Source organism: Rhizobium sp. 01N424 (assembly GCF_056399485.1).
Map to the genome: position 1 here is coordinate 1 of NZ_JBFTRK010000003.1, position 19,073 is coordinate 19,073.

Genomic DNA, 19,073 nt, shown 5'->3' on the forward strand with positions numbered 1-19,073 from the left:
TCCGCCGCCCACGTTTCTCTTTCTTCTCATCTTCAATTGTCAAATAACAGACCAGATAACCCGGTCAAAACTTCCCGCACCCAAACCCGAAAGCCTGGGAATAAATCAGCCTCAAAGGCCAACCTTCAAGAAATCCTAGAGCGAAAGACYTCGTCGCCTGCAGCGCCGCCGCCCTCGTTCAGTGACGCGGCTTATACGGCCATCAACGCTGAGCAGTCAACACCACCCAACAAAGTTTTTTGACATTTTTGTAACAGATTGATTTGAAAAGAGGATTCTCGCGATCCGTTTGATTGGCACCGATCTCACACTGCGCGGCTTCGAGGCTGGAGCGCCAAAGCCCCATTATTGCTTCGAAAATACCGGGTTTCCGGATCGCCTTTATATAGGGATGGCCCGCCCTGAATGCCGGACGACTTGCGCAGCCTCCGGCGATCGCTAATTTCGCGGCAGTTTTCTTATAGAGTCGCACACCGGATGGCGGTGAGTGGATCGATCGACCGCAGGGGTGACGGACATAGTGTCTCTTCCAACATTGCCAGTCTCCGGCGTCCTGCCAGCGATCAGCAGCGCGCTCGGCGAGTATCGCCGTGCCGTGCTTTCGGCGCCGCCGGGCGCCGGCAAGACGACACTGGTGCCGCTCTTCCTGCTGCAGCAGCCCTGGCGTGGCGACGGCAAGATCATTCTGCTTGAGCCGCGGCGGCTGGCGGCACGCGCTGCGGCAAGCCGCATGGCATCGCTGCTCGGCGAACAGGTGGGACAGACTGTCGGCTATCGCATGCGTCTCGACAACCGGATCTCGGCAGTCACGCGCATCGAGGTGGTCACCGAAGGCGTCTTTGCCCGGATGATCCTCGACGATCCGGAACTATCCGGCGTTTCGACCGTGATCTTCGACGAATTCCATGAGCGTTCGCTGGATGCCGATTTCGGGCTGGCGCTGGCGATCGACGTCCAGGGCGCGCTGCGCGAAGATCTGCGCATCCTGGTGATGTCGGCGACGCTCGATGTCGAGCGGGTCGCGGCTTTGCTCGGCAATCCGCCTGTCATCGAAAGTATGGGTCGAAGCTTCCCTGTCGATATCCGCTATCAGGACCGGCCGGGCGGCGAGCGCATCGAGGACGCGGTTAGCAAAGCGATCCTCGACTGCCACGCAAGGGAGAGCGGTTCGATCCTCGCCTTCCTTCCCGGACAGGCCGAGATCCTGCGTACTGCGGAGCGGCTGACCGGCCGGTTTGGCGACGAGACGCTGATTGCACCGCTCTATGGCAATCTCAGCCAGAAGGAACAGGATGCCGCGATCCGCCCGGCGCCGTCAGGCAAACGAAAGATCGTGCTCGCCACGTCGATTGCCGAGACATCGATCACCATCGACGGCGTGCGTGTGGTCATAGACAGCGGATTGCAGCGGCTGCCTGTTTTCGAGGCCTCGACCGGAATCACGCGGCTCGAGACGGTGCGGGTCTCCCGCGCGTCCGCCGACCAGCGGGCGGGCCGTGCGGGGCGCACCGAGCCCGGCATCGCCATCCGCCTCTGGCACCAGGGCCAGACGGCGGCCCTCCCCGCCTTTACGCCGCCGCAAATCCTGTCGAGCGATCTCTCCGGACTGGTGCTCGATCTGGCGCATTGGGGCGTACAGGACCCTGCTACCCTCGCCTTTGCCGACCAGCCGCCGGCAACCACGCTTGCCGAGGCGCGGACATTGCTTGCCGATCTCGGCGCGCTCGGCAGGGATGGAAGCCTGACGGAGCGCGGCCGGACGATACGCGAGCTTGCGCTGCCGCCGCGGCTGGCGGCGATGGTGGTTTCGGCGGGCGAGAACGGCGATGCCAGGGAAGCGGCCTTGCTCGCCGTGCTGATGACCGAACAGGGACTCGGCGGAACGAGCCTCGATCTCGAGGACCGGCTGCGGCGGTTCAAGACGGAAAAAGGCGAGCGGGCCGAATCGGCACGCAGGTTGGCTCAGCGGCTGGCTGCCGGTCTCGACAAGGCATCATCCCCCGCGCCGCCGACGGCCGGACAGCTGCTGCTACATGCCTTCCCGGACCGGGTGGCGCTGCAGCGCGGCGCTCGCGGGCGCTATGTGATGGCGAATGGCCGCGGCGCGGAGCTTGCCGAAACCGAACGGCTGGCCGGCAGCCAGATGCTTGTGATTGCCGACCTGACGGGACGGGCTGCGCAGGCACGTATCCTTGCCGCCGCCGAGATCTCGCGAAGCGATGTCGAGGCCGAGCTCCCCGGCGCCATCAAGAGCGGCGAGCAGACCTATTTCGATCTGGCGAGCAAGCAGGTGCGGGCTCGGCGGGCAACGCGGCTCGGCGCCATCGTCTTCGACGAGACGCCCTTGCCGAGGCCTAGCGGCGAAGCAGTCGGCAGAGCGCTGGCCGACGGCGTGCGCCAGCTCGGACTTGGGCCGCTGCCTTTTTCCAGGGAAGCCGCCCAGCTTCGCGACCGGATCGGCTTTCTGCACCGGACGATTGGTGACCCTTGGCCCGACATGAGCGATGGCGCGCTGCTGGCGCGGCTCGACGACTGGTTCGTGCCGTTCCAGGGCGAGGCCCGCGGGATTGCCGAGATTTCCGCAGGCTCGTTGTCGAACGGCTTGATGGCGCTCGTGCCGCACGTCCTGCAGCGCGATCTGGCGCGGCTGGCGCCAACGCATTTCGAGGCCCCGACCGGGCAGCGCCATCCGATCCAGTATGACGGCGAAGAACCGTTGCTGACGATCCGGGTTCAGGAGCTTTTCGGCCTCCGGGAGCATCCGGCGATCGGCGGCGGCCGCCTGCCGCTGCTTCTCGAATTGACATCGCCGGCGCACCGGCCAATCCAGACGACACGCGACCTGCCGGGATTCTGGGCCGGATCGTGGAAGGACGTGCGTGCCGAGATGCGCGGGCGCTATCCACGGCATCCCTGGCCCGAACGGCCGGAGGAGGCAGCGCCGACGACACGCGTGAAGCCGCGTGGTACATAAGGACATGACGATGGTCGATGACGCCGACAGCAAGACGCAGGAAGACAGGCATAACAGCCGCAGGCTCCGGCTGCAGACGATCGTGCGATTGCGCTGGCTTGCAGTCGCCGGTCAGGCAGTGACGGTGTTCATCGTCGCCTTCTGGCTGAAATTTCCTTTGCCGCTGATCGCCAGCTGCTCGCTGATTGCCGCGCTCGCCTGGGTGAACTTCTATCTGACCATTCGTTACCCGGCGACACATCGCCTAGAGCCGCCGGCTGCCTTTGCGCTGCTCGGGCTCGACCTGCTGCAGCTTTCGGCGCTGCTTTTCATCACCGGCGGGCTTGCCAATCCGTTCGCCGCACTGGTCTGCGTCCCCGTCATCATCTCCTTTGCCTCGCAGCCGATCCGCTACAGCACGGCGCTGATCGTCTTTGCGATGGTCTGCATCACCATTCTTGCCTTCTCGCCCTTCCCGCTTCCCTGGTTCGACGGCGTCGAGATCAACGTCCACAACGTCATGCAGTTCGGCGTCTGGTGCTCGATTGCCTCGACGATGGCCTTTGCGGCCTTCTACGCCTACCGCGTGTCGATGGAGGCAAGCCAGCTTGCTGATGCCCTTGCGGCAACAGAACTGGTGCTGCAGCGGGAGAAGCATCTCTCGCAGCTCGACGGCCTGGCGGCGGCGGCGGCCCATGAGCTCGGCACGCCGCTGGCGACGATCAGCGTCGTTGCCAAGGAGATGGAACGCGAGCTGAAGGACGACGACCGGTTTCGCGAGGATGTGCAGCTGCTGCGCAGCCAAAGCGAACGGTGCCGCGATATCCTGAAACGGTTGACGAGTCTGTCCGCGGAAGGCGACGCGCATATGCGCCGGCTGCCGCTGTCGTCGATGGTAGAGGAGATCGTCGAGCCCTATCGCGAGTCCGGCATCACGCTTGAGCTGATCGAGAAGAGCCCGCGCAAGGGCGAGCCGGTGACCGAGCGCAATGCCGGCATCATGTACGGTCTCGGAAACCTGATCGAGAATGCCGTCGACTATGCTCGCGAGAAAGTGACCATAACCGTCGAACACGACCATCGCCGTGTCCTGATCATCATCGAGGATGACGGCAACGGTTATGCACCCGACATCCTGACCCGGATCGGCGAACCCTACATGACCAGGCGGCAGAAGGAAGACACCGCAGGCGGCCTGGGGCTCGGGCTTTTCATTGCCAAGACGCTGCTTGAACGCTCTGGCGCGGCGCTGGTCTTCGAGAACCGCGATCCCGAAAGCGAGGGCGCCCGGATCCGTGTCGAATGGCCGCGCATGCTGATAGATGCCCATTCGACAAAATGACTTTATCGGCATAAAGACATGAGCAGTTGACGTATATCAGGGCGCGCAACCGCCGGGATTGAAGACCATGAACGAACAGACCAGCGAAATCCTTGCAATCTCCGAGCACGATATCGGGCCGGATGCGAGCCTGTTGATCGTCGATGACGACGGCCCGTTTCTGCGGCGTCTGGCGCGGGCGATGGAAACGCGGGGCTTTGCGGTCGAGACGGCCGAGTCCGTTGCGGAAGGTGTTGCGAAGTCGAAGGCGCACCCGCCGAAATATGCGGTGGTCGATCTTCGTCTCGGCGATGGAAACGGGCTCGACGTCATCGAAGCGATCCGCCAGCGCCGCGACGATACCCGCATCATCGTCTTGACCGGCTACGGCAATATCGCCACGGCTGTGACTGCGGTGAAGCTCGGCGCGGTCGATTATCTGGCCAAGCCTGCAGACGCCGATGACGTGTTTGCAGCACTGACGCAGCGCCCGGGTGAAAAGGCCGAACTGCCGGAGAACCCGATGTCGGCCGACCGGGTGCGGTGGGAACATATCCAGCGCGTCTACGAGATGTGCGAGCGCAATGTTTCGGAAACGGCACGGCGGCTCAACATGCACCGGCGGACGCTGCAGCGCATTCTCGCCAAGCGCGCTCCCAAGTAGGCGCGCCTAAGAAAAAGTCCTCAGATATCGTCGATGGCGAGCGGCTTGCCGTTCGCCCATTCGGCCATCATCAGCCTTTGTGCGGCGGCGCGCGAGAAATTCAACATCACCGACTTGCGGGTTGCCGGTGCCAGACGGTGTTCGGGCGCCTCGCGGATCATGTGCGCGCCGTAGCCGTCGGAAAGAAACAGGCCGCATTTCTCCGGGAAGATGTCGAGCGGAACGTCTTTGTGAGTGGCGAAGAAAAGCCGGTCGCAATGCGCACGGTATTCCGGCCATTTGCGATCGACTCTGAAGTCCTCGATCGACGTCTTGATCTCGATGATCCAGATTTCGCCCTTCTCGGAGATGGTGATCAGGTCGGCCCGCCTGCCGCTTGCGAGCGGCAGTTCGGGAAGCAGCGCGTGACGCATGTCGTGAAGTAAAATCTGAGTCCCGCGGCGCACAAGCATAGCTCTGTCCGATTGCCGGCCATCTATTAACGGATTGTTATTGTAAACGCTCAAAATCGTCATGGATAACCGCCGGAAGAGGGTGCTTGTTGTTGCAAAAAAGCAATGCGCTTTTAATTTGCCGCTGCGGGTAACTTTTGTCGCGATGCAGCATCTTGCAAAGCCGAAGTTAATCGAAAATAAACCATAATCAAAGATGGTTCGGCGACCCCTCCCTGATTGCCCAAAAACTTAAGAGATATCCATGCGCATCCGCAATGCATTCCCTGTATTCGGCCTGATGGCAACACTTGCCCTCGCCGGTTGCTCTACCAGCTCCGAGAGCGCTTCCGTCGAAGATAAGGCCGCTGGCCCGACTGTCCAGACGGCGCAGATTTTCGACGACGCCTATGGCGTCAAGACGGATGCCGGATACTCACTGCCCGCCATCCCGATCCAGCGCGTGAAGCCGGAATTCCGCCGCCAGATCGTCAGCTACCAGAGCGACGAGCGCCCGGGCACGATCATCGTCAACACCCGCGAGCGGCACCTCTACTATATCCTGCCCGGCGGCAAGGCGATGCGCTACGGCATCGGCGTCGGCAAGGCAGGCTTCGCATGGGCAGGCACCGCCTACGTTGCCTGGAAGCAGGAATGGCCGAACTGGCACCCGCCGAAGGAAATGGCGGTCCGCCGTCCTGAGATCGCCAAGTATGTCGAAAACGGCATGGATCCGGGCCTGACCAATCCGCTCGGCGCCCGCGCCATGTATCTTTTCAACGAGCAGGGCCAGGACACGCTGTTCCGCCTGCACGGCACGCCGGAATGGGCTTCGATCGGCACCGCCGCTTCGTCGGGCTGCATCCGCCTGATGAACCAGGACGTAATCGACCTCTACAGCCGCGTCCGTCCGGGCCGCGCGACCTCGAAGGTCATCGTTATTCAGTAAGCGCTTTGCCTGATACGCTACAAGAAAAGGCCGCCGGAATTGCTTCCGGCGGCCTTTCTCGTTTTATTCTTTCAAGTCTCAGGCCGGTTGCGCGGCTTTCAGCTCCAGCCGGCGGCGATGGAGAACCGGCTCGGTGTAGCCGTTCGGCTGTTCTCGACCCTTGAGCACGAGATCGACGGCAGCCTGGAAGGCAATCGAGCGATCGAAATTGCCGGCCATCGGCTGGTAGGCGGCATCGCCGGCATTCTGCTGATCGACGACGGCGGCCATTCGCTTCATCGTCTCGACGATCTGCACTTTGGTGACGACCTTGTGATACAGCCAGTTCGCCATGTGCTGGGCGGAGATGCGAAGCGTCGCACGGTCCTCCATCAGGCCCACGTTGTTGATGTCAGGGACTTTCGAGCAGCCGACGCCCTGGTCGACCCAGCGGACGACATAGCCGAGAATGCCCTGGGCGTTGTTGTCGAGTTCGCGCTGGATTTCCTCGGGCGTCCAGTTCGGCCGCGGCGCGACGGGTACCGAGAGGATATCCGACAACTTTGCCCTGGCCCGGTCTTTCAGGCCGCGCTGAACGCCGGCAACATTGATCTTGTGATAATGCGTGGCATGCAGGGTTGCGGCTGTCGGAGACGGCACCCAGGCGGTATTGGCACCCGCTTTTGGATGAGCGATCTTCTGTTCCAGCATCGCCGCCATCAGGTCGGGCATCGCCCACATGCCCTTGCCGATCTGGGCATGGCCGGACAGGCCACATTCGAGACCGATATCGACGTTCCAGTTCTCGTAGGCCGAGATCCAGGCCGCCTGCTTCATGTCCCCCTTGCGGATCATCGGGCCCGCTTCCATCGAGGTATGGATTTCGTCGCCGGTGCGATCGAGGAAACCGGTGTTGATGAAGACGACGCGCTCCCGCGCGGCACGGATGCATTCCTTGAGATTGACCGTGGTGCGGCGCTCTTCATCCATGATGCCCATCTTGATGGTGTTCCTGGGCATGCCGAGAAGCTCCTCGACGCGGCCGAAGATTTCGACGGCGAAGGCGACTTCCTCGGGGCCGTGCATCTTCGGCTTGACGACATACATCGAACCCTCGCGCGAGTTCTTGCGGCGCCCGTTCGGGCCGACGTCGTAAAGCGCGATCAGACCCGTCACGACCGCGTCCATGATGCCCTCAGGCACTTCGTTGCCATCCCGGTCGTGAATCGCCGGATTGGTCATCAGGTGGCCGACATTGCGCACCAGCATCAGCGAGCGACGATGCAGCTCGAAAGTGGAGCCATCAGGCGCCGTGATCGCGCTATCCGGATTGAGCTTGCGGATGAAGGATGAACCGCCCTTCGAGACTTCCTCCTGCAGATCGCCCTTCATCAGCCCGAGCCAGTTCCTGTAGACGGCGACCTTGTCTTCGGCATCGACGGCAGCGATCGAATCTTCGCAGTCCATGATGGTCGTGATCGCCGATTCCAGCCAGACATCCGAGATGCCAGCCGGATCGGTCTTGCCGATGGCCGTCGATGCGTCGATGACGATCTCGATGTGAATGCCGTTATTCTTGAGCAGGATGTGGGTGGGCGCTTCGGCAGAACCCCGGTAGCCGGCGAAATGTGCGGCGTCCTTCAGCGGCAACGATTCTCCATCGACGTCGGTGATCGCGAGCGTCGAGCCCTCTACCGTCAGGCCGCCGACATCCTTCCAGGGGCCACCTTCGAGCGGTACGGCACTATCCAGGAAGTCGCGAACCCAGGCGATGACCTTTTCACCGCGCTTCGGATTGTAGCCCCTGCGCTTCTCCGCACCATCGCCCTCGGGAATTGCATCCGTGCCGTAGAGCGCATCGTAGAGCGAGCCCCAGCGGGCATTGGCGGCATTCAGTGCGTAACGGGCGTTCATGACCGGAACGACGAGCTGCGGACCAGCAATCGAAGCAATCTCGGCATCGACATTGCTGGTCGAGACGGTGAAATCAGAGCCCTCGGGCAGGAGGTAGCCGATCTGACGCAGGAACGCCTCGTAGGCTTCCATATCAACGGGCGCGCCGTTCTTGCGGTACCAGCCGTCGATCTCGGCCTGCAGTCTGTCGCGCTTGGCGAGCAGCTCGCGGTTCTTCGGCGCGAGATCGTGGACGATCTTCGAGAAGCCGGCGAAAAATGCTTCCGCGTCGAGGCCAAGGCCAGGCAGCGCTTCCTTGACGAGAAAATCATGAAGGACGGGCTCTATCGACAGGCCGTGCTTTTCAATGGTGCTCATACAATATTCCTCCGGCAGACGGAAAAGGGTGATGGTGCCACTTTGCGCCGCTTTCATTCATAGTCAATTGTTCAATAGTTAGAAAGATTTATGCCTAAGGAGAAACAGTGCGAGCGGTGACCCGCATCGGCAGGCCATTCTGCGGCTGCGTCGTCAGTTTCTGTACCGGCCACGGGTTGGTTTTCTCGGTGACATCGAAGCGAAAGCGCTTCATCAGCACCGCAAGCGCAATGACGGCCTCCTGCAACGCAAAGGTCGCGCCAATGCAGACACGGGGACCGGCACCGAAGGGCAGGAACTGGAAGCGGCCGATCTTGCCACGGTTTTCCGGCAGGAAACGCTCTGGCATATAGGCGCGCGGCTTTTCCCAGTAGAGTTCGTGGCGGTGCAGCGTCCACGGCATGATCAGCACCGTCATGCCGGCATGGATATCGACGCGCTCGCCCTTGGCATCGGTCCAGCTGTCATCGGAGATGGCCGCACGGTTTATCGAGGGCGCCGGCGGATAGAGACGGAGCGCCTCTTCGAAGGCTGCCCGGGTCACCGGCATCAGATCCAGCCATTCGACCGGTTCTGCACCGCCTGCGAGAATGCGGTCAATTTCCTCCTCCATCGCGTCGCGGATATGCGGGCTATTGGCGATGCAATAAAGCGTCCAGGCGAGCGCACGGGCCGTGGTTTCATGACCGGCGCCGATGAAGGTCAGGATATTATCCTCGATCTCACCCGCCGTCAGACCATCCGGCCCGGCCTGCTCAAGCAGCAGCGTCAGGAAATCCTCGGGCACGGCGGCGCGGTCGGCACGCATCTGCTCAAGGCGCAGATCCATCGTCCGGTGAACCATGTTGCGGAACTGATCGAGAATCTTCTGGCCGCCGATCCTCGTGACGCGCGGCACCCAGGACGGCGCCCGCATCAGATCCATCGGATCGACGCGGCCCATGCGATGCAGCAGCGCATTGACGTCACCGGCGAAATTATCCGAGACCGAGGCGATCTCGCCTGAAAACAGCGTATCGGCGAGGATCGCGAAGGTGAGCTCGGTCATATCGGCGGCGATATCGAAATTGCCGCCCGCCGCGTATTTCTCCGCATAGAGCTCGGACTGCTGCAGCATCTGCCCGGCGAAACCCTTCGCATGCCGCGGGGTGAAGACGGGTGCCACCGCCTTGCGCGAGCGCTTCCAGACCTGCCCTTCGGCAGTCAGCAGACCATCGCGCAGGATTGGCCGCAGCACCAGCTGGCGAATATCCGACATCCGGTAATTCGAAGCATTGTCGACCAGCACATGCTTGATGAGGCCGGGATCGTTGACGATGATCGTGCTGTCACGGAAGAAGCGGGTCTTAATCCAAGGCAGCGTGTAGGACGGTTCGCCCCAGAGCTCCAACGGATTGCGCAGGATGGTGCGGATGATCTCCAGCCGTGACGGCGGCACGCTGCGCGGCACCGGTGCGGGTGGGACGAAGGGATCCGGACGCATGTCCATGATATTTCAGCCTTTCGTGGAAGATTTGGGCCTTCCCGGCAAGGCAGAAGGTTAGTTCAGTGCCTTCAGCTCGTCCAGCTTGTCGTTGATCAGCCAGCCGTAATAGTTCTCTTCCGGCCAAACTGTCGCACCGCCGTGGTTTTTGGCTGCGATGGCCGAAGCACGCTGACGGGAGTTGCCGACATTGTAGAGGGTCGCCGTCAGGCCTGGATTGTCCGAGATATCCATGCCGGCGATCCGCTTGTAGTCGTCGATCGAGGTGCGGACGGATGCGGCGACGAAGGCCAGAGAAATATCCGGCTGCATGATCGCCTTGTAGACGCCACTGGCATCCTTCTCGCTGAGCTTCGGATAGCCCGAGACGCGGGTGACGAGATCGGACAGCATCAGGGCGGTCAGCGGGTTGATCTGGCCAAGGCCGAAGGTCTGCCCGGCATAGAAGGGCTGGAAGAAGACGGCGCTGAAGCGGTTATCCGGAAATTTCTTGCCGCCGACCGTCTTGCCGCGGAAGTCGGTTTCCCAGACGTCCTCGCGGCAGCTCCAGAGCTGATAGGAATCGCTCTTGCCGTTGCATCCGGCAAATTCCGGGCGGCCGATGAAGGTGTCGACATCCTCGCCGTCATAGGCAAAACGGAAGCTTTCGCCTGCGTAAGACGCTGCCTTGACGTAATAGGACTGCAGCCGGTCATAGGCATCGACATTGTAGGTGTGCTCGCCGACCAGCGCGCCGATGATATGGATCGGTTCGATACCATAGGCGGCGGCGGTCTTGCGGATCTTGCCCATCAACTCGTGATCGGTCGACAGAAGCTCATAGATCTTCTCGTACTTGCGATCGAACGTCGTCTTGGTACCCTTGGTGCGGCGGACCGAAGCGCCAGGGACAGGCGGCTGCTCGACATTGCGATTGCCGGGCGGCACGGTCTGCATGGCATAGGCCGGCGCCGAGGCGAAGGCCGTTACAGCGATCAGAAGGCATGTCAAAAGGCGTCGCACGATCCGCTATCCCGTCGAGTTTGTCGTCCTGTCTGCGAAGCGCGGTGACTGAACCAGAATCTTGTCCTAATAAAGCCGCGCCCGCAAAAGAAACCGGGCCCTTCACTAAAAAGTAAACGGCCCGCTGTCGAGGGTTCGATCGTCAAAATCGCCTACGCGAAACGCAAAGCATTTCGCGCATTGAGAAATTTAAAGGATGAACCGGGAGAGATCGGTATTGTTGGCGAGATCGCCGACATGTTCCCGGACGTAATCCGCATCGATGGTCACGGCGCTGCCGCCACGATCCGGCGCGTTGAACGAGATTTCGTCCAGCACCCGCTCCATGACCGTCTGCAGGCGGCGGGCGCCGATATTCTCGACGGTCGAGTTCAGGTGAACGGCGACATCGGCAAGTGCGTCGATCGCGTCGCTGGTGAAGTCGAGGCTCAGTTCTTCCGTCTGCATCAGCGCCCGGTACTGGCGGATGAGGCTGGCCTCGGTTTCCGTCAGGATGCGGCGGAAATCTTCCTTGGTGAGCGGCCGGAGCTCGACGCGGATCGGCAGGCGGCCCTGCAGTTCCGGCAGAAGATCCGAGGGCTTGGAGACATGGAAGGCACCGGAAGCGATGAAGAGAATATGATCGGTCTTGACCGGGCCATACTTGGTCGAAACCGTCGTACCCTCGACGAGCGGCAACAGGTCGCGCTGAACACCTTCGCGGGACACACCGGCACCCATGCCGCCATCACGGGCAGCGATCTTGTCGATCTCATCGAGGAAGACGATGCCATCGTTCTCGACGGAGCGAACCGCTTCGCGCTGGATGACTTCGTTGTCGATCAGCTTATCGGATTCGTCGCGGATCAGATCGGTGTAAGATGCCTTGACCGTCGTGCGGACCTTTTTGGTACGGCCGCCCATCGCTTTGCCGAACATATCGGACAGGTTCAGAACGCCGATATTGGCGCCCGGCATGCCGGGGATATCAAAGCCGCCCATGCCTGAACCGGAATCGGCGACTTCGATATCGATTTCCTTGTCGTCGAGCTCGCCGGTGCGGAGTTTCTTGCGGAAGCTATCGCGTGTTGCAGGCGAGGCCGTGGCGCCGACCAGGGCGTCGAGCACGCGTTCTTCGGCACTCATATGCGCCTTGGCTTCGACTTCGGCCCGCTTCTTGTCGCGAATGAGCCCGATGCCGATCTCGACGAGGTCACGGATGATCTGTTCGACATCGCGGCCGACATAGCCGACTTCGGTGAACTTGGTGGCTTCGACCTTGATGAAAGGCGCTCCGGCGAGCTTGGCAAGACGGCGGGAGATTTCCGTCTTGCCGACGCCTGTCGGGCCGATCATCAGGATATTCTTCGGCATCACTTCATCGCGCAGGCTCTCGTCGAGCTGCTGGCGGCGCCAGCGATTGCGCAGGGCAATCGCCACGGCGCGCTTGGCGTCGTGCTGGCCGATGATGTGACGATCGAGTTCGGATACGATCTCGCGGGGGGAAAAGGTGGTCATGGCGTCCTTTCGGCTTTCCCGGTCTCGCCGTCCGTAGTGGCCCGGCTTTCGGGAACCCTTCTGATTTAAGTTGCCGCTATTCGGCGTCGAGCGTTTCGACGATGATGTTGTGATTGGTATAGACGCAGATATCGGCAGCGATATCGAGCGACTTGCGCGCGACCTCTTCGGCCGACTTGTCGGAATCCAGCAGCGCCAGCGATGCGGCGAGCGCAAAATTGCCGCCCGAGCCGATGGCCATCGTGCCGTGTTCCGGCTCCAGAACGTCGCCGTTGCCGGTGACGGCCAGGGTGACGGTCTTGTCGGCGACCAGCATCATGGCTTCGAGATTGCGGAGATACTTGTCGGTGCGCCAATCCTTGGCGAGCTCCACGGCGGCACGCATCAGCTGGCCCGGATACTGCTCCAGCTTCTTTTCGAGGCGCTCGAGCAGCGTGAAGGCATCGGCGGTGGCGCCGGCGAAACCGGCGATCACCTCGCCACCCTTGCCGATACGGCGAACCTTGCGGGCATTGCCCTTCATGACGGTCTGGCCGAGGCTCACCTGGCCATCGCCAGCCATGACCACCTTGCCGCCTTTTCGAACTGTAATAATCGTTGTCATAAAACATCCTTGCCCGGATGCCGGGCGCTTCTGGTCAGGCCGCTCACCGGCCCTGTTGAGACCTATGTAAGTGGGCTTCGGCCGATTGCAAATGGTGCCGTTTTTCTGCCGCCCCGCTTCTGGATATTTTAGGGAACGCCTGATATGGAACCCGCGTCATTCCCCGATGGAGCAGCCATATGGCCGAGACAGCAGCAAGCCGCACGGGCGCCGTTTCCCGCAAGACCAACGAAACCTCGGTTTCGGTTTCGGTCAATCTCGACGGCACCGGCAAGTCGAAGATTTCGACGGGCGTCGGCTTCTTCGACCATATGCTCGACCAGCTGTCGCGACATTCGCTCATCGACATGGAGATCGAGACACAGGGCGATCTGCATGTCGACGACCATCACGCTGTCGAAGACACCGGGATCGCGATCGGCCAGGCAATTTCGAAAGCGCTCGGCGACCGCCGCGGCATTACCCGCTACGCCTCGATCGACCTTGCCATGGACGAGACGATGACAAAGGCCGCAGTCGATCTTTCCGGCCGCCCTTTCCTCGTCTGGAACGTTTCGTTCAGCGCGCCGAAGATCGGCACGTTCGATACGGAGCTTGTCCGCGAATTCTTCCAGGCGCTCGCGCAGAACGCCGGCATCACCTTGCATGTGCTCAACCATTATGGTGCCAACAACCACCATATCGCAGAGACCTGCTTCAAGGCCGTTGCCCGCGCGCTGCGTACGGCGACAGAGATCGATCCGAGACAGGCGGGCCGTGTTCCCTCGACGAAGGGCACGCTCGTCTGAGCCCCTTAAGGGAGCTTGACGACATTGACTTCCAGCTATCTGTTTCTCACCGCGCCTGACGGAGCGGATACCGGCCACGAGAAGACGCGCGTCATCCGCGACGGCTTCACGTTTCTTGGTTTCTTCTTCCCATGGCTGTGGCTGCTGGCGCATCGCCTCTGGCTGCATACGGCCGCCGCCTTTCTCGCACAGGCTATCGGCGGCGTTCTGATGGAGCGGCAGGGTCTGTGGCCGGCCGGCTTTGCGATCACGCTGGCGGCAAGCCTGATCGTTGCGCTCGAGGGGCAGAATTTCCGAATCCGCAGCCTTGCCGCCAGGGGCTGGAACGAAGATGCCGTCGTTACGGCCGACTCCGTCGATGCGGCCGAAGAGATCTATTTTTCCGGTATCGAGACCATCGAGCAGGACAGCGGCGTGCCGGCACCGGAATGGGAGCGACATCAACGCTCCACCGGCCGCCACGGCAACGCCACCTCGCTTGGTCTCTTTGGTTTTGATGGAGGACGCTGATGCGCGTCGCAATTATCGACTACGGCTCGGGCAATCTGCGCTCGGCAACGAAAGCCTTTGAACGCGCAGCGCGCGAGGCAGGCATCGACGCCCATATCGACCTGACGGACAAGGCGGAAGACGTTGCCGCTGCGGACCGGATCGTGCTTCCCGGCGTCGGCGCCTATGCCGATTGCCGCCGCGGCCTCGATGCCGTGCCCGGCATGGCCGAGGTGCTGATCGAGGCGGTCGAGAAGAAGGCCAAGCCGTTCCTCGGTATCTGCGTCGGCATGCAGCTGATGTCGTCGCGCGGCCTGGAAAAGACGGTCACCAAGGGCTTCGGCTGGATCCCCGGCGACGTCAAGGAAATGACGCCTGACGATGCCTCCCTGAAGATCCCGCAGATCGGCTGGAACACGCTCGATCTCAGGCATCCGCATCCGCTCTTCGACGGTATCCCGACCGGACCGGACGGCTTGCATGCCTATTTCGTGCATTCCTATCATCTGGCGGCAGAAAACGCGTCTGATGTCATCGCGACCACCGGGTATGGTGGTCCGATGACCGCCTTTGTCGGCCGCGACAACATGGTGGGCGCCCAGTTCCATCCGGAGAAGAGTCAGAAGCTTGGCCTCGCCCTGATCACCAATTTCCTGCGCTGGAAGCCGTAAGGCTCGCGCGAAGCAAGGACAGACATCATGATCCTCTTTCCCGCCATCGACCTGAAGGACGGCCAGTGCGTCCGTCTGAAGCTCGGCGATATGGACCAGGCGACGGTCTACAATCCCGACCCTGCCGCACAGGCCAAGGCTTTCGAAGACCAGGGTTTCGAATGGCTGCATGTCGTCGATCTCAACGGCGCCTTTGCCGGTGAAAGCGTCAACGGCGCGGCTGTCGATGCGATCCTGAAGGCAACGAAGAACCCGGTACAGCTCGGCGGCGGTATCCGCACACTCGACCATATCGAGAGCTGGCTGTCGCGCGGTCTGGCGCGCGTCATTCTCGGCACGGTCGCCGTTCGCGATCCGGCACTGGTCATCGAGGCCTGCAGGGCTTTTCCGGGCCGCGTTGCCGTCGGCATCGACGCCAAGGGCGGCAAGGTCGCCGTCGAGGGATGGGCAGAGGCCTCGGAGCTCGGCATTATCGAGCTGGCGAAGAAATTCGAGGGCGCCGGTGTCGCGGCGATCATCTATACCGACATCGACCGCGACGGCATCCTTGCCGGCATTAACTGGGCCTCAACGCTGGAACTAGCTTCTGCTGTCTCCATCCCCGTGATCGCCTCGGGCGGCCTCGCCTCTATCGCCGATATCGAGCGAATGCTGCAGCCGGATGCCCGCAAGCTCGAAGGCGCGATTTCCGGCCGCGCGCTCTATGATGGCCGCATCGATCCTGCGGAAGCGCTTTCGCTGATCAATGCGGCCCGCGCCAAGGAGATTGCACAATGACGCTCAAAGCCCGTGTCATCCCCTGCCTCGACGTCAAGGACGGCCGTGTCGTCAAGGGCGTCAACTTCACCAATCTCATCGATGCCGGTGATCCCGTCGAGGCCGCGAAAGCCTATGACGCTGCCGGTGCCGACGAACTCTGCTTTCTGGACATCACCGCTTCGTCAGACAATCGCGACACGATCTTCGACGTCGTTTCGCGGACCGCCGAGCAGTGCTTCATGCCGCTGACGGTCGGCGGCGGTGTTCGCACCATTGCTGATATCCGCAAGCTGTTGCTCTGCGGCGCCGACAAGGTCTCGATCAATTCGGCCGCCGTCAACAACCCTGATTTCGTGGCGGAAGCCGCCGACAAGTTTGGCGACCAGTGCATTGTCGTCTCGATCGACGCCAAGCGCCGCCGTACGCAGGCCGTCGGCCAGGACAATCTCAGCGCCTGGGAGATCTACACCCATGGTGGCCGCAACGCGACCGGCATCGACGCCGTCGAGTTCGCGCAGAAGATGGTTGCCCGCGGCGCCGGTGAGCTGCTTGTGACCTCGATGGATCGCGACGGTACCAAGATCGGCTACGATCTGGAGCTGACGCGGGCGATTGCCGACAGCGTTCGCGTCCCCGTCATCGCCTCCGGCGGCGTCGGCAGCCTCGACGATCTGGTGGCGGGTGTGAAGGAAGGCCATGCGACGGCCGTTCTCGCCGCGTCGATCTTCCATTTCGGCACCTATTCCGTCGGCGAAGCGAAGCGCTATATGAATTCAAACGGCATTGCGATGCGGCTCGACTGAGTGAAAGCGATAGAATGAGCGGATTTTCCCTTTCCGATCTGGAAAAGATCGTCGATGAGCGGTCGAAGGTTTCACCGGACGAATCCTGGACGGCCAAGCTTGTCCGGGCCGGGCAGCCGAAAGCAGCCAAGAAGCTGGGTGAGGAGGCAATCGAAGCCGTAATGGCGGCGGTGACCGATGACAGGGCCAACCTCACCTACGAGTCAGCCGATGTCCTCTATCACCTATTGGTCGTATTGAAGATTGCAGGCATTCCGTTGCAGGATGTCATGGCCGAACTTGAGCGGCGGACCGCTCAGTCCGGCCTCAAGGAAAAGGCCAGCCGGCAGAGTTCATGAGTATCGTGTCGCAAATCATCGGAGCGCCCGAGGCGCTCGATCACTTCCAGGCGAATGCCTATTCGCCCTATCACTTCTTTTCCTCCGAGGAATGGTCGAAGTTCCGCGCCGATACGCCGCTGACACTGACCAGCGAGGAAGTCACGCGGCTGCGTTCGATGGGCGACCCGATCGACCTCGACGAAGTCAGGCGCATTTATCTCTCGCTATCGCGCCTGCTGTCCTCGCATGTCGAATCCTCGCAGCTGCTCTTCGAACAGCGCAACCGCTTCCTCAATCTTGAGGGCGTGGCCAAGACACCCTTCGTGATAGGCATTGCCGGATCGGTTGCCGTCGGCAAATCGACGACCGCGCGCGTACTGAAAGAGCTGCTGCGCCGCTGGCCGTCGAGCCCGAAGGTTGACCTGATCACCACCGACGGCTTCCTGCATCCGAACGCCGTACTTGAGCGCGAAAACCTGATGCAGCGCAAAGGTTTTCCTGAAAGCTATGATACCGGAGCGATCCTGCGCTTCCTTTCGGCGATCAAGGCGGGACAGGCGGACGTCAAGGCGCCCATCTACTCGCACCTCGTCTATGACGTCATCCCGAACGAATACAAGATCATCGACCGGCCTGACATCCTGATCTTCGAAGGCATCAACGTGCTGCAGTCGCGTGACCTGCCGGCGGATGGCAAGATCGTGCCAATGGTCTCGGATTTCTTCGACTTCTCGATCTATATCGACGCTGAGGAAAAGCAGATCCATAACTGGTACGTGCATCGCTTCATGCGCCTGCGCGAAACCGCCTTCCGCGACCCGAACTCCTACTTCCACCGCTATGCCTCGATCAGCGAAAAGGAAGCGCTTGGGATTGCCGAGGGGCTCTGGGCCAACATCAACCTGAAGAACCTGCGCCAGAACATCCTGCCGACCCGCCCCCGCGCCGATCTGATCCTGCGCAAGGGACCAAACCACCTGATCGAACAGGTGGCTCTCAGGAAGCTTTAGCCGGATTCACGGCGTCACACGCCTTAAAGTGAGGTTGATCCGGCCGCCACTTTTCAGCAGCGTCGAGGTGGCGGGATAGATGCGATCGACACCGTGGAAGCAGAGGCGACCCTCGCCGCCGAGGACGATCACGTCGCCGCTTGCGAGCTTCAGCGACTGGGTGCGGTCGGTCCGCGCGGTTCCCCCGACGCGGAAGAGGCAGGTGTTGCCGAGAGAGATGGAAACGACCGGCGCCCGGAGATCCTGCTCGTCCTTGTCCTGGTGCAGGCCCATCTTGGCGTCGTCGGCGTAGAAATTGATGAGGCAGGCCTGCGGCGGCAGGTGATAGCCGGAAACGTCGTTCCAGAGATCCATGAGTGCGTCCGGGATCGGCGGCCAGGCCTCTCCGGTCAGCGGATGGACCGGCTGATAGCGATAGCCGCGCTCCTTGTCCGTCACCCACCCAAGCTCGCCGCAATTGCTCATGCGCACCGACATCGGTTTGCCGGTGCCGGGCATCACAGGCGTGAACAGAGGCGCGGCGGAGACGATCTCGCGGATCGTCTCGATCATCGTCTCCTGAGCGGGGCGATCGAGATAGCCTGGAAAATGCCTGATTCCGCCGGAGATTTCGAGCATATCAGTCTCCTGCCGGCCGGCCGCGCATCTTCTTGACCTCGGAGCGGCCCGACTTTTCCTTGAGGCGGCGCTCGACGGAGCCTTTTGTCGGCCGGGTCTTCTTTCGCGGTGGCGGCGGTGGTTTGGCGGCTTCGAGAACCAGTTCCTTGAGGCGCTCGCGGGCATCCTCACGATTGCGGTCCTGGCTGCGAAAGCGGCTTGCCTCGATCATCAAGACGCCGTCCTTCGACATGCGTCTTCCGGCGAGCTTGATGGCGTTTGCCTTGACGCGGTCCGGCAGGGACGGCGAGCTCTCCAGGCTGAAGAAAAGTTGGACTGCGGTCGAGACCTTGTTAACGTTCTGCCCGCCGGGGCCACCCGCCAGAACGAACTGTTCCGTCAGCTCCCATCCGGCGATGGTAATCCGGTCGTTGATATAGAGCGCGTCGCTGGCCATTCTCGACCTATCTCACATCATCCGG

At 61.8% G+C, this 19,073-nt stretch carries 20 protein-coding genes; 12 read left to right on the forward strand and 8 right to left on the reverse strand.

Features of this window, described 5'->3' with window-relative positions:
* The 4 genes from AC1DNK_RS10535 to AC1DNK_RS10550 all read left to right on the forward strand — a co-directional run.
* Nucleotides 1-243 (forward strand): hypothetical protein (locus AC1DNK_RS10535; protein WP_477940945.1); only part of this gene is annotated, 243 nt, incomplete at its 5' end.
* A 265-nt stretch (nucleotides 244-508) separates the two neighbouring features.
* On the forward strand, nucleotides 509-2,974 hold the full coding sequence (gene hrpB, locus AC1DNK_RS10540; protein ID WP_477941393.1) for an ATP-dependent helicase HrpB: 2,466 nt from the start codon (nucleotides 509-511) through the stop codon (nucleotides 2,972-2,974).
* Between the two features lie 10 nt (nucleotides 2,975-2,984).
* On the forward strand, nucleotides 2,985-4,295 hold the full coding sequence (locus tag AC1DNK_RS10545; protein WP_477940947.1) for an ActS/PrrB/RegB family redox-sensitive histidine kinase: 1,311 nt from the start codon (nucleotides 2,985-2,987) through the stop codon (nucleotides 4,293-4,295).
* Nucleotides 4,296-4,362: 67 nt separating this feature from the next.
* Nucleotides 4,363-4,938: an ActR/PrrA/RegA family redox response regulator transcription factor gene (locus AC1DNK_RS10550; RefSeq protein ID WP_112386052.1), complete on the forward strand. Its 576-nt coding sequence runs from the start codon at nucleotides 4,363-4,365 to the stop codon at nucleotides 4,936-4,938.
* Between the two features lie 20 nt (nucleotides 4,939-4,958).
* Here AC1DNK_RS10550 and AC1DNK_RS10555 read toward each other — a convergent pair whose 3' ends face one another.
* A complete protein-coding gene (locus AC1DNK_RS10555; RefSeq protein ID WP_477940949.1) occupies nucleotides 4,959-5,453 on the reverse strand; it encodes an MmcB family DNA repair protein in 495 nt (164 codons plus the stop codon).
* 181 nt (nucleotides 5,454-5,634) lie between these two features.
* Here AC1DNK_RS10555 and AC1DNK_RS10560 point away from each other — a divergent pair, with 181 nt between their 5' ends.
* Nucleotides 5,635-6,318 carry a L,D-transpeptidase gene (locus AC1DNK_RS10560; protein ID WP_112386050.1) on the forward strand — a complete coding sequence of 228 codons (684 nt, stop codon included), beginning with the start codon at nucleotides 5,635-5,637 and terminating at the stop codon, nucleotides 6,316-6,318.
* A gap of 78 nt (nucleotides 6,319-6,396) precedes the next feature.
* Here the strand turns inward: AC1DNK_RS10560 and AC1DNK_RS10565 are convergent, their stop codons facing one another.
* From AC1DNK_RS10565 to hslV, 5 genes are all read right to left on the reverse strand, one after another.
* Entirely contained in the window at nucleotides 6,397-8,568 is a 2,172-nt protein-coding gene (locus AC1DNK_RS10565) for a malate synthase G (protein ID WP_477940951.1), read from the reverse strand.
* A gap of 94 nt (nucleotides 8,569-8,662) precedes the next feature.
* Nucleotides 8,663-10,057 carry a cytochrome P450 gene (locus tag AC1DNK_RS10570; protein ID WP_477940953.1) on the reverse strand — a complete coding sequence of 465 codons (1,395 nt, stop codon included), beginning with the start codon at nucleotides 10,055-10,057 and terminating at the stop codon, nucleotides 8,663-8,665.
* A 51-nt stretch (nucleotides 10,058-10,108) separates the two neighbouring features.
* Entirely contained in the window at nucleotides 10,109-11,053 is a 945-nt protein-coding gene (locus tag AC1DNK_RS10575) for a DUF1402 family protein (RefSeq protein ID WP_112386047.1), read from the reverse strand.
* 189 nt (nucleotides 11,054-11,242) lie between these two features.
* Complete coding sequence (gene hslU / locus AC1DNK_RS10580) at nucleotides 11,243-12,550, reverse strand: ATP-dependent protease ATPase subunit HslU (RefSeq protein WP_477940955.1); 1,308 nt, start codon at nucleotides 12,548-12,550, stop codon at nucleotides 11,243-11,245.
* 76 nt (nucleotides 12,551-12,626) lie between these two features.
* Nucleotides 12,627-13,154 (reverse strand): ATP-dependent protease subunit HslV, encoded by a 528-nt coding sequence (gene hslV, locus AC1DNK_RS10585; protein ID WP_310296680.1) that lies wholly within the window; start codon nucleotides 13,152-13,154, stop codon nucleotides 12,627-12,629.
* Nucleotides 13,155-13,333: 179 nt separating this feature from the next.
* On the opposite strand from hslV, the gene hisB reads away from it, so the two are divergent.
* Genes hisB through coaA form a run of 7 tightly spaced genes read left to right on the forward strand, consistent with a single transcriptional unit; the run spans nucleotide 13,334 to nucleotide 17,994 of the window.
* Nucleotides 13,334-13,942, forward strand: coding sequence for an imidazoleglycerol-phosphate dehydratase HisB (gene hisB / locus AC1DNK_RS10590; protein ID WP_112540288.1), 609 nt, complete (start codon nucleotides 13,334-13,336; stop codon nucleotides 13,940-13,942).
* Nucleotides 13,943-13,966: 24 nt separating this feature from the next.
* Nucleotides 13,967-14,452, forward strand: a complete 486-nt coding sequence (locus AC1DNK_RS10595; RefSeq protein WP_477940957.1) for a DUF2628 domain-containing protein — start codon at nucleotides 13,967-13,969, stop codon at nucleotides 14,450-14,452.
* Nucleotides 14,452-15,102: an imidazole glycerol phosphate synthase subunit HisH gene (gene hisH, locus AC1DNK_RS10600; RefSeq protein WP_477940959.1), complete on the forward strand. Its 651-nt coding sequence runs from the start codon at nucleotides 14,452-14,454 to the stop codon at nucleotides 15,100-15,102. The genes AC1DNK_RS10595 and hisH overlap by 1 nt, the downstream gene beginning before the upstream one ends.
* A 27-nt stretch (nucleotides 15,103-15,129) precedes the next feature.
* Nucleotides 15,130-15,879: a 1-(5-phosphoribosyl)-5-[(5-phosphoribosylamino)methylideneamino]imidazole-4-carboxamide isomerase gene (gene hisA, locus AC1DNK_RS10605; RefSeq protein ID WP_477940961.1), complete on the forward strand. Its 750-nt coding sequence runs from the start codon at nucleotides 15,130-15,132 to the stop codon at nucleotides 15,877-15,879.
* A complete protein-coding gene (gene hisF / locus AC1DNK_RS10610) occupies nucleotides 15,876-16,664 on the forward strand; it encodes an imidazole glycerol phosphate synthase subunit HisF (RefSeq protein WP_477940962.1) in 789 nt (262 codons plus the stop codon). The genes hisA and hisF overlap by 4 nt, the downstream gene beginning before the upstream one ends.
* A gap of 14 nt (nucleotides 16,665-16,678) precedes the next feature.
* The gene (locus AC1DNK_RS10615) at nucleotides 16,679-17,002 is read left to right on the forward strand and encodes a phosphoribosyl-ATP diphosphatase (RefSeq protein WP_477940963.1); all 324 of its coding nucleotides are present in this window, start codon (nucleotides 16,679-16,681) and stop codon (nucleotides 17,000-17,002) included.
* Nucleotides 16,999-17,994 (forward strand): type I pantothenate kinase, encoded by a 996-nt coding sequence (gene coaA / locus AC1DNK_RS10620; RefSeq protein ID WP_477940964.1) that lies wholly within the window; start codon nucleotides 16,999-17,001, stop codon nucleotides 17,992-17,994. Before AC1DNK_RS10615 ends, coaA begins: the two co-directional genes overlap by 4 nt.
* A gap of 6 nt (nucleotides 17,995-18,000) precedes the next feature.
* Here the strand turns inward: coaA and AC1DNK_RS10625 are convergent, their stop codons facing one another.
* Nucleotides 18,001-18,612: an alpha-ketoglutarate-dependent dioxygenase AlkB family protein gene (locus AC1DNK_RS10625; protein WP_477940966.1), complete on the reverse strand. Its 612-nt coding sequence runs from the start codon at nucleotides 18,610-18,612 to the stop codon at nucleotides 18,001-18,003.
* Between the two features lies 1 nt (nucleotide 18,613).
* The gene (arfB, locus tag AC1DNK_RS10630; RefSeq protein WP_310296668.1) at nucleotides 18,614-19,048 is read right to left on the reverse strand and encodes an alternative ribosome rescue aminoacyl-tRNA hydrolase ArfB; all 435 of its coding nucleotides are present in this window, start codon (nucleotides 19,046-19,048) and stop codon (nucleotides 18,614-18,616) included.
* Between the last annotated feature and the right edge of the window lie 25 nt (nucleotides 19,049-19,073).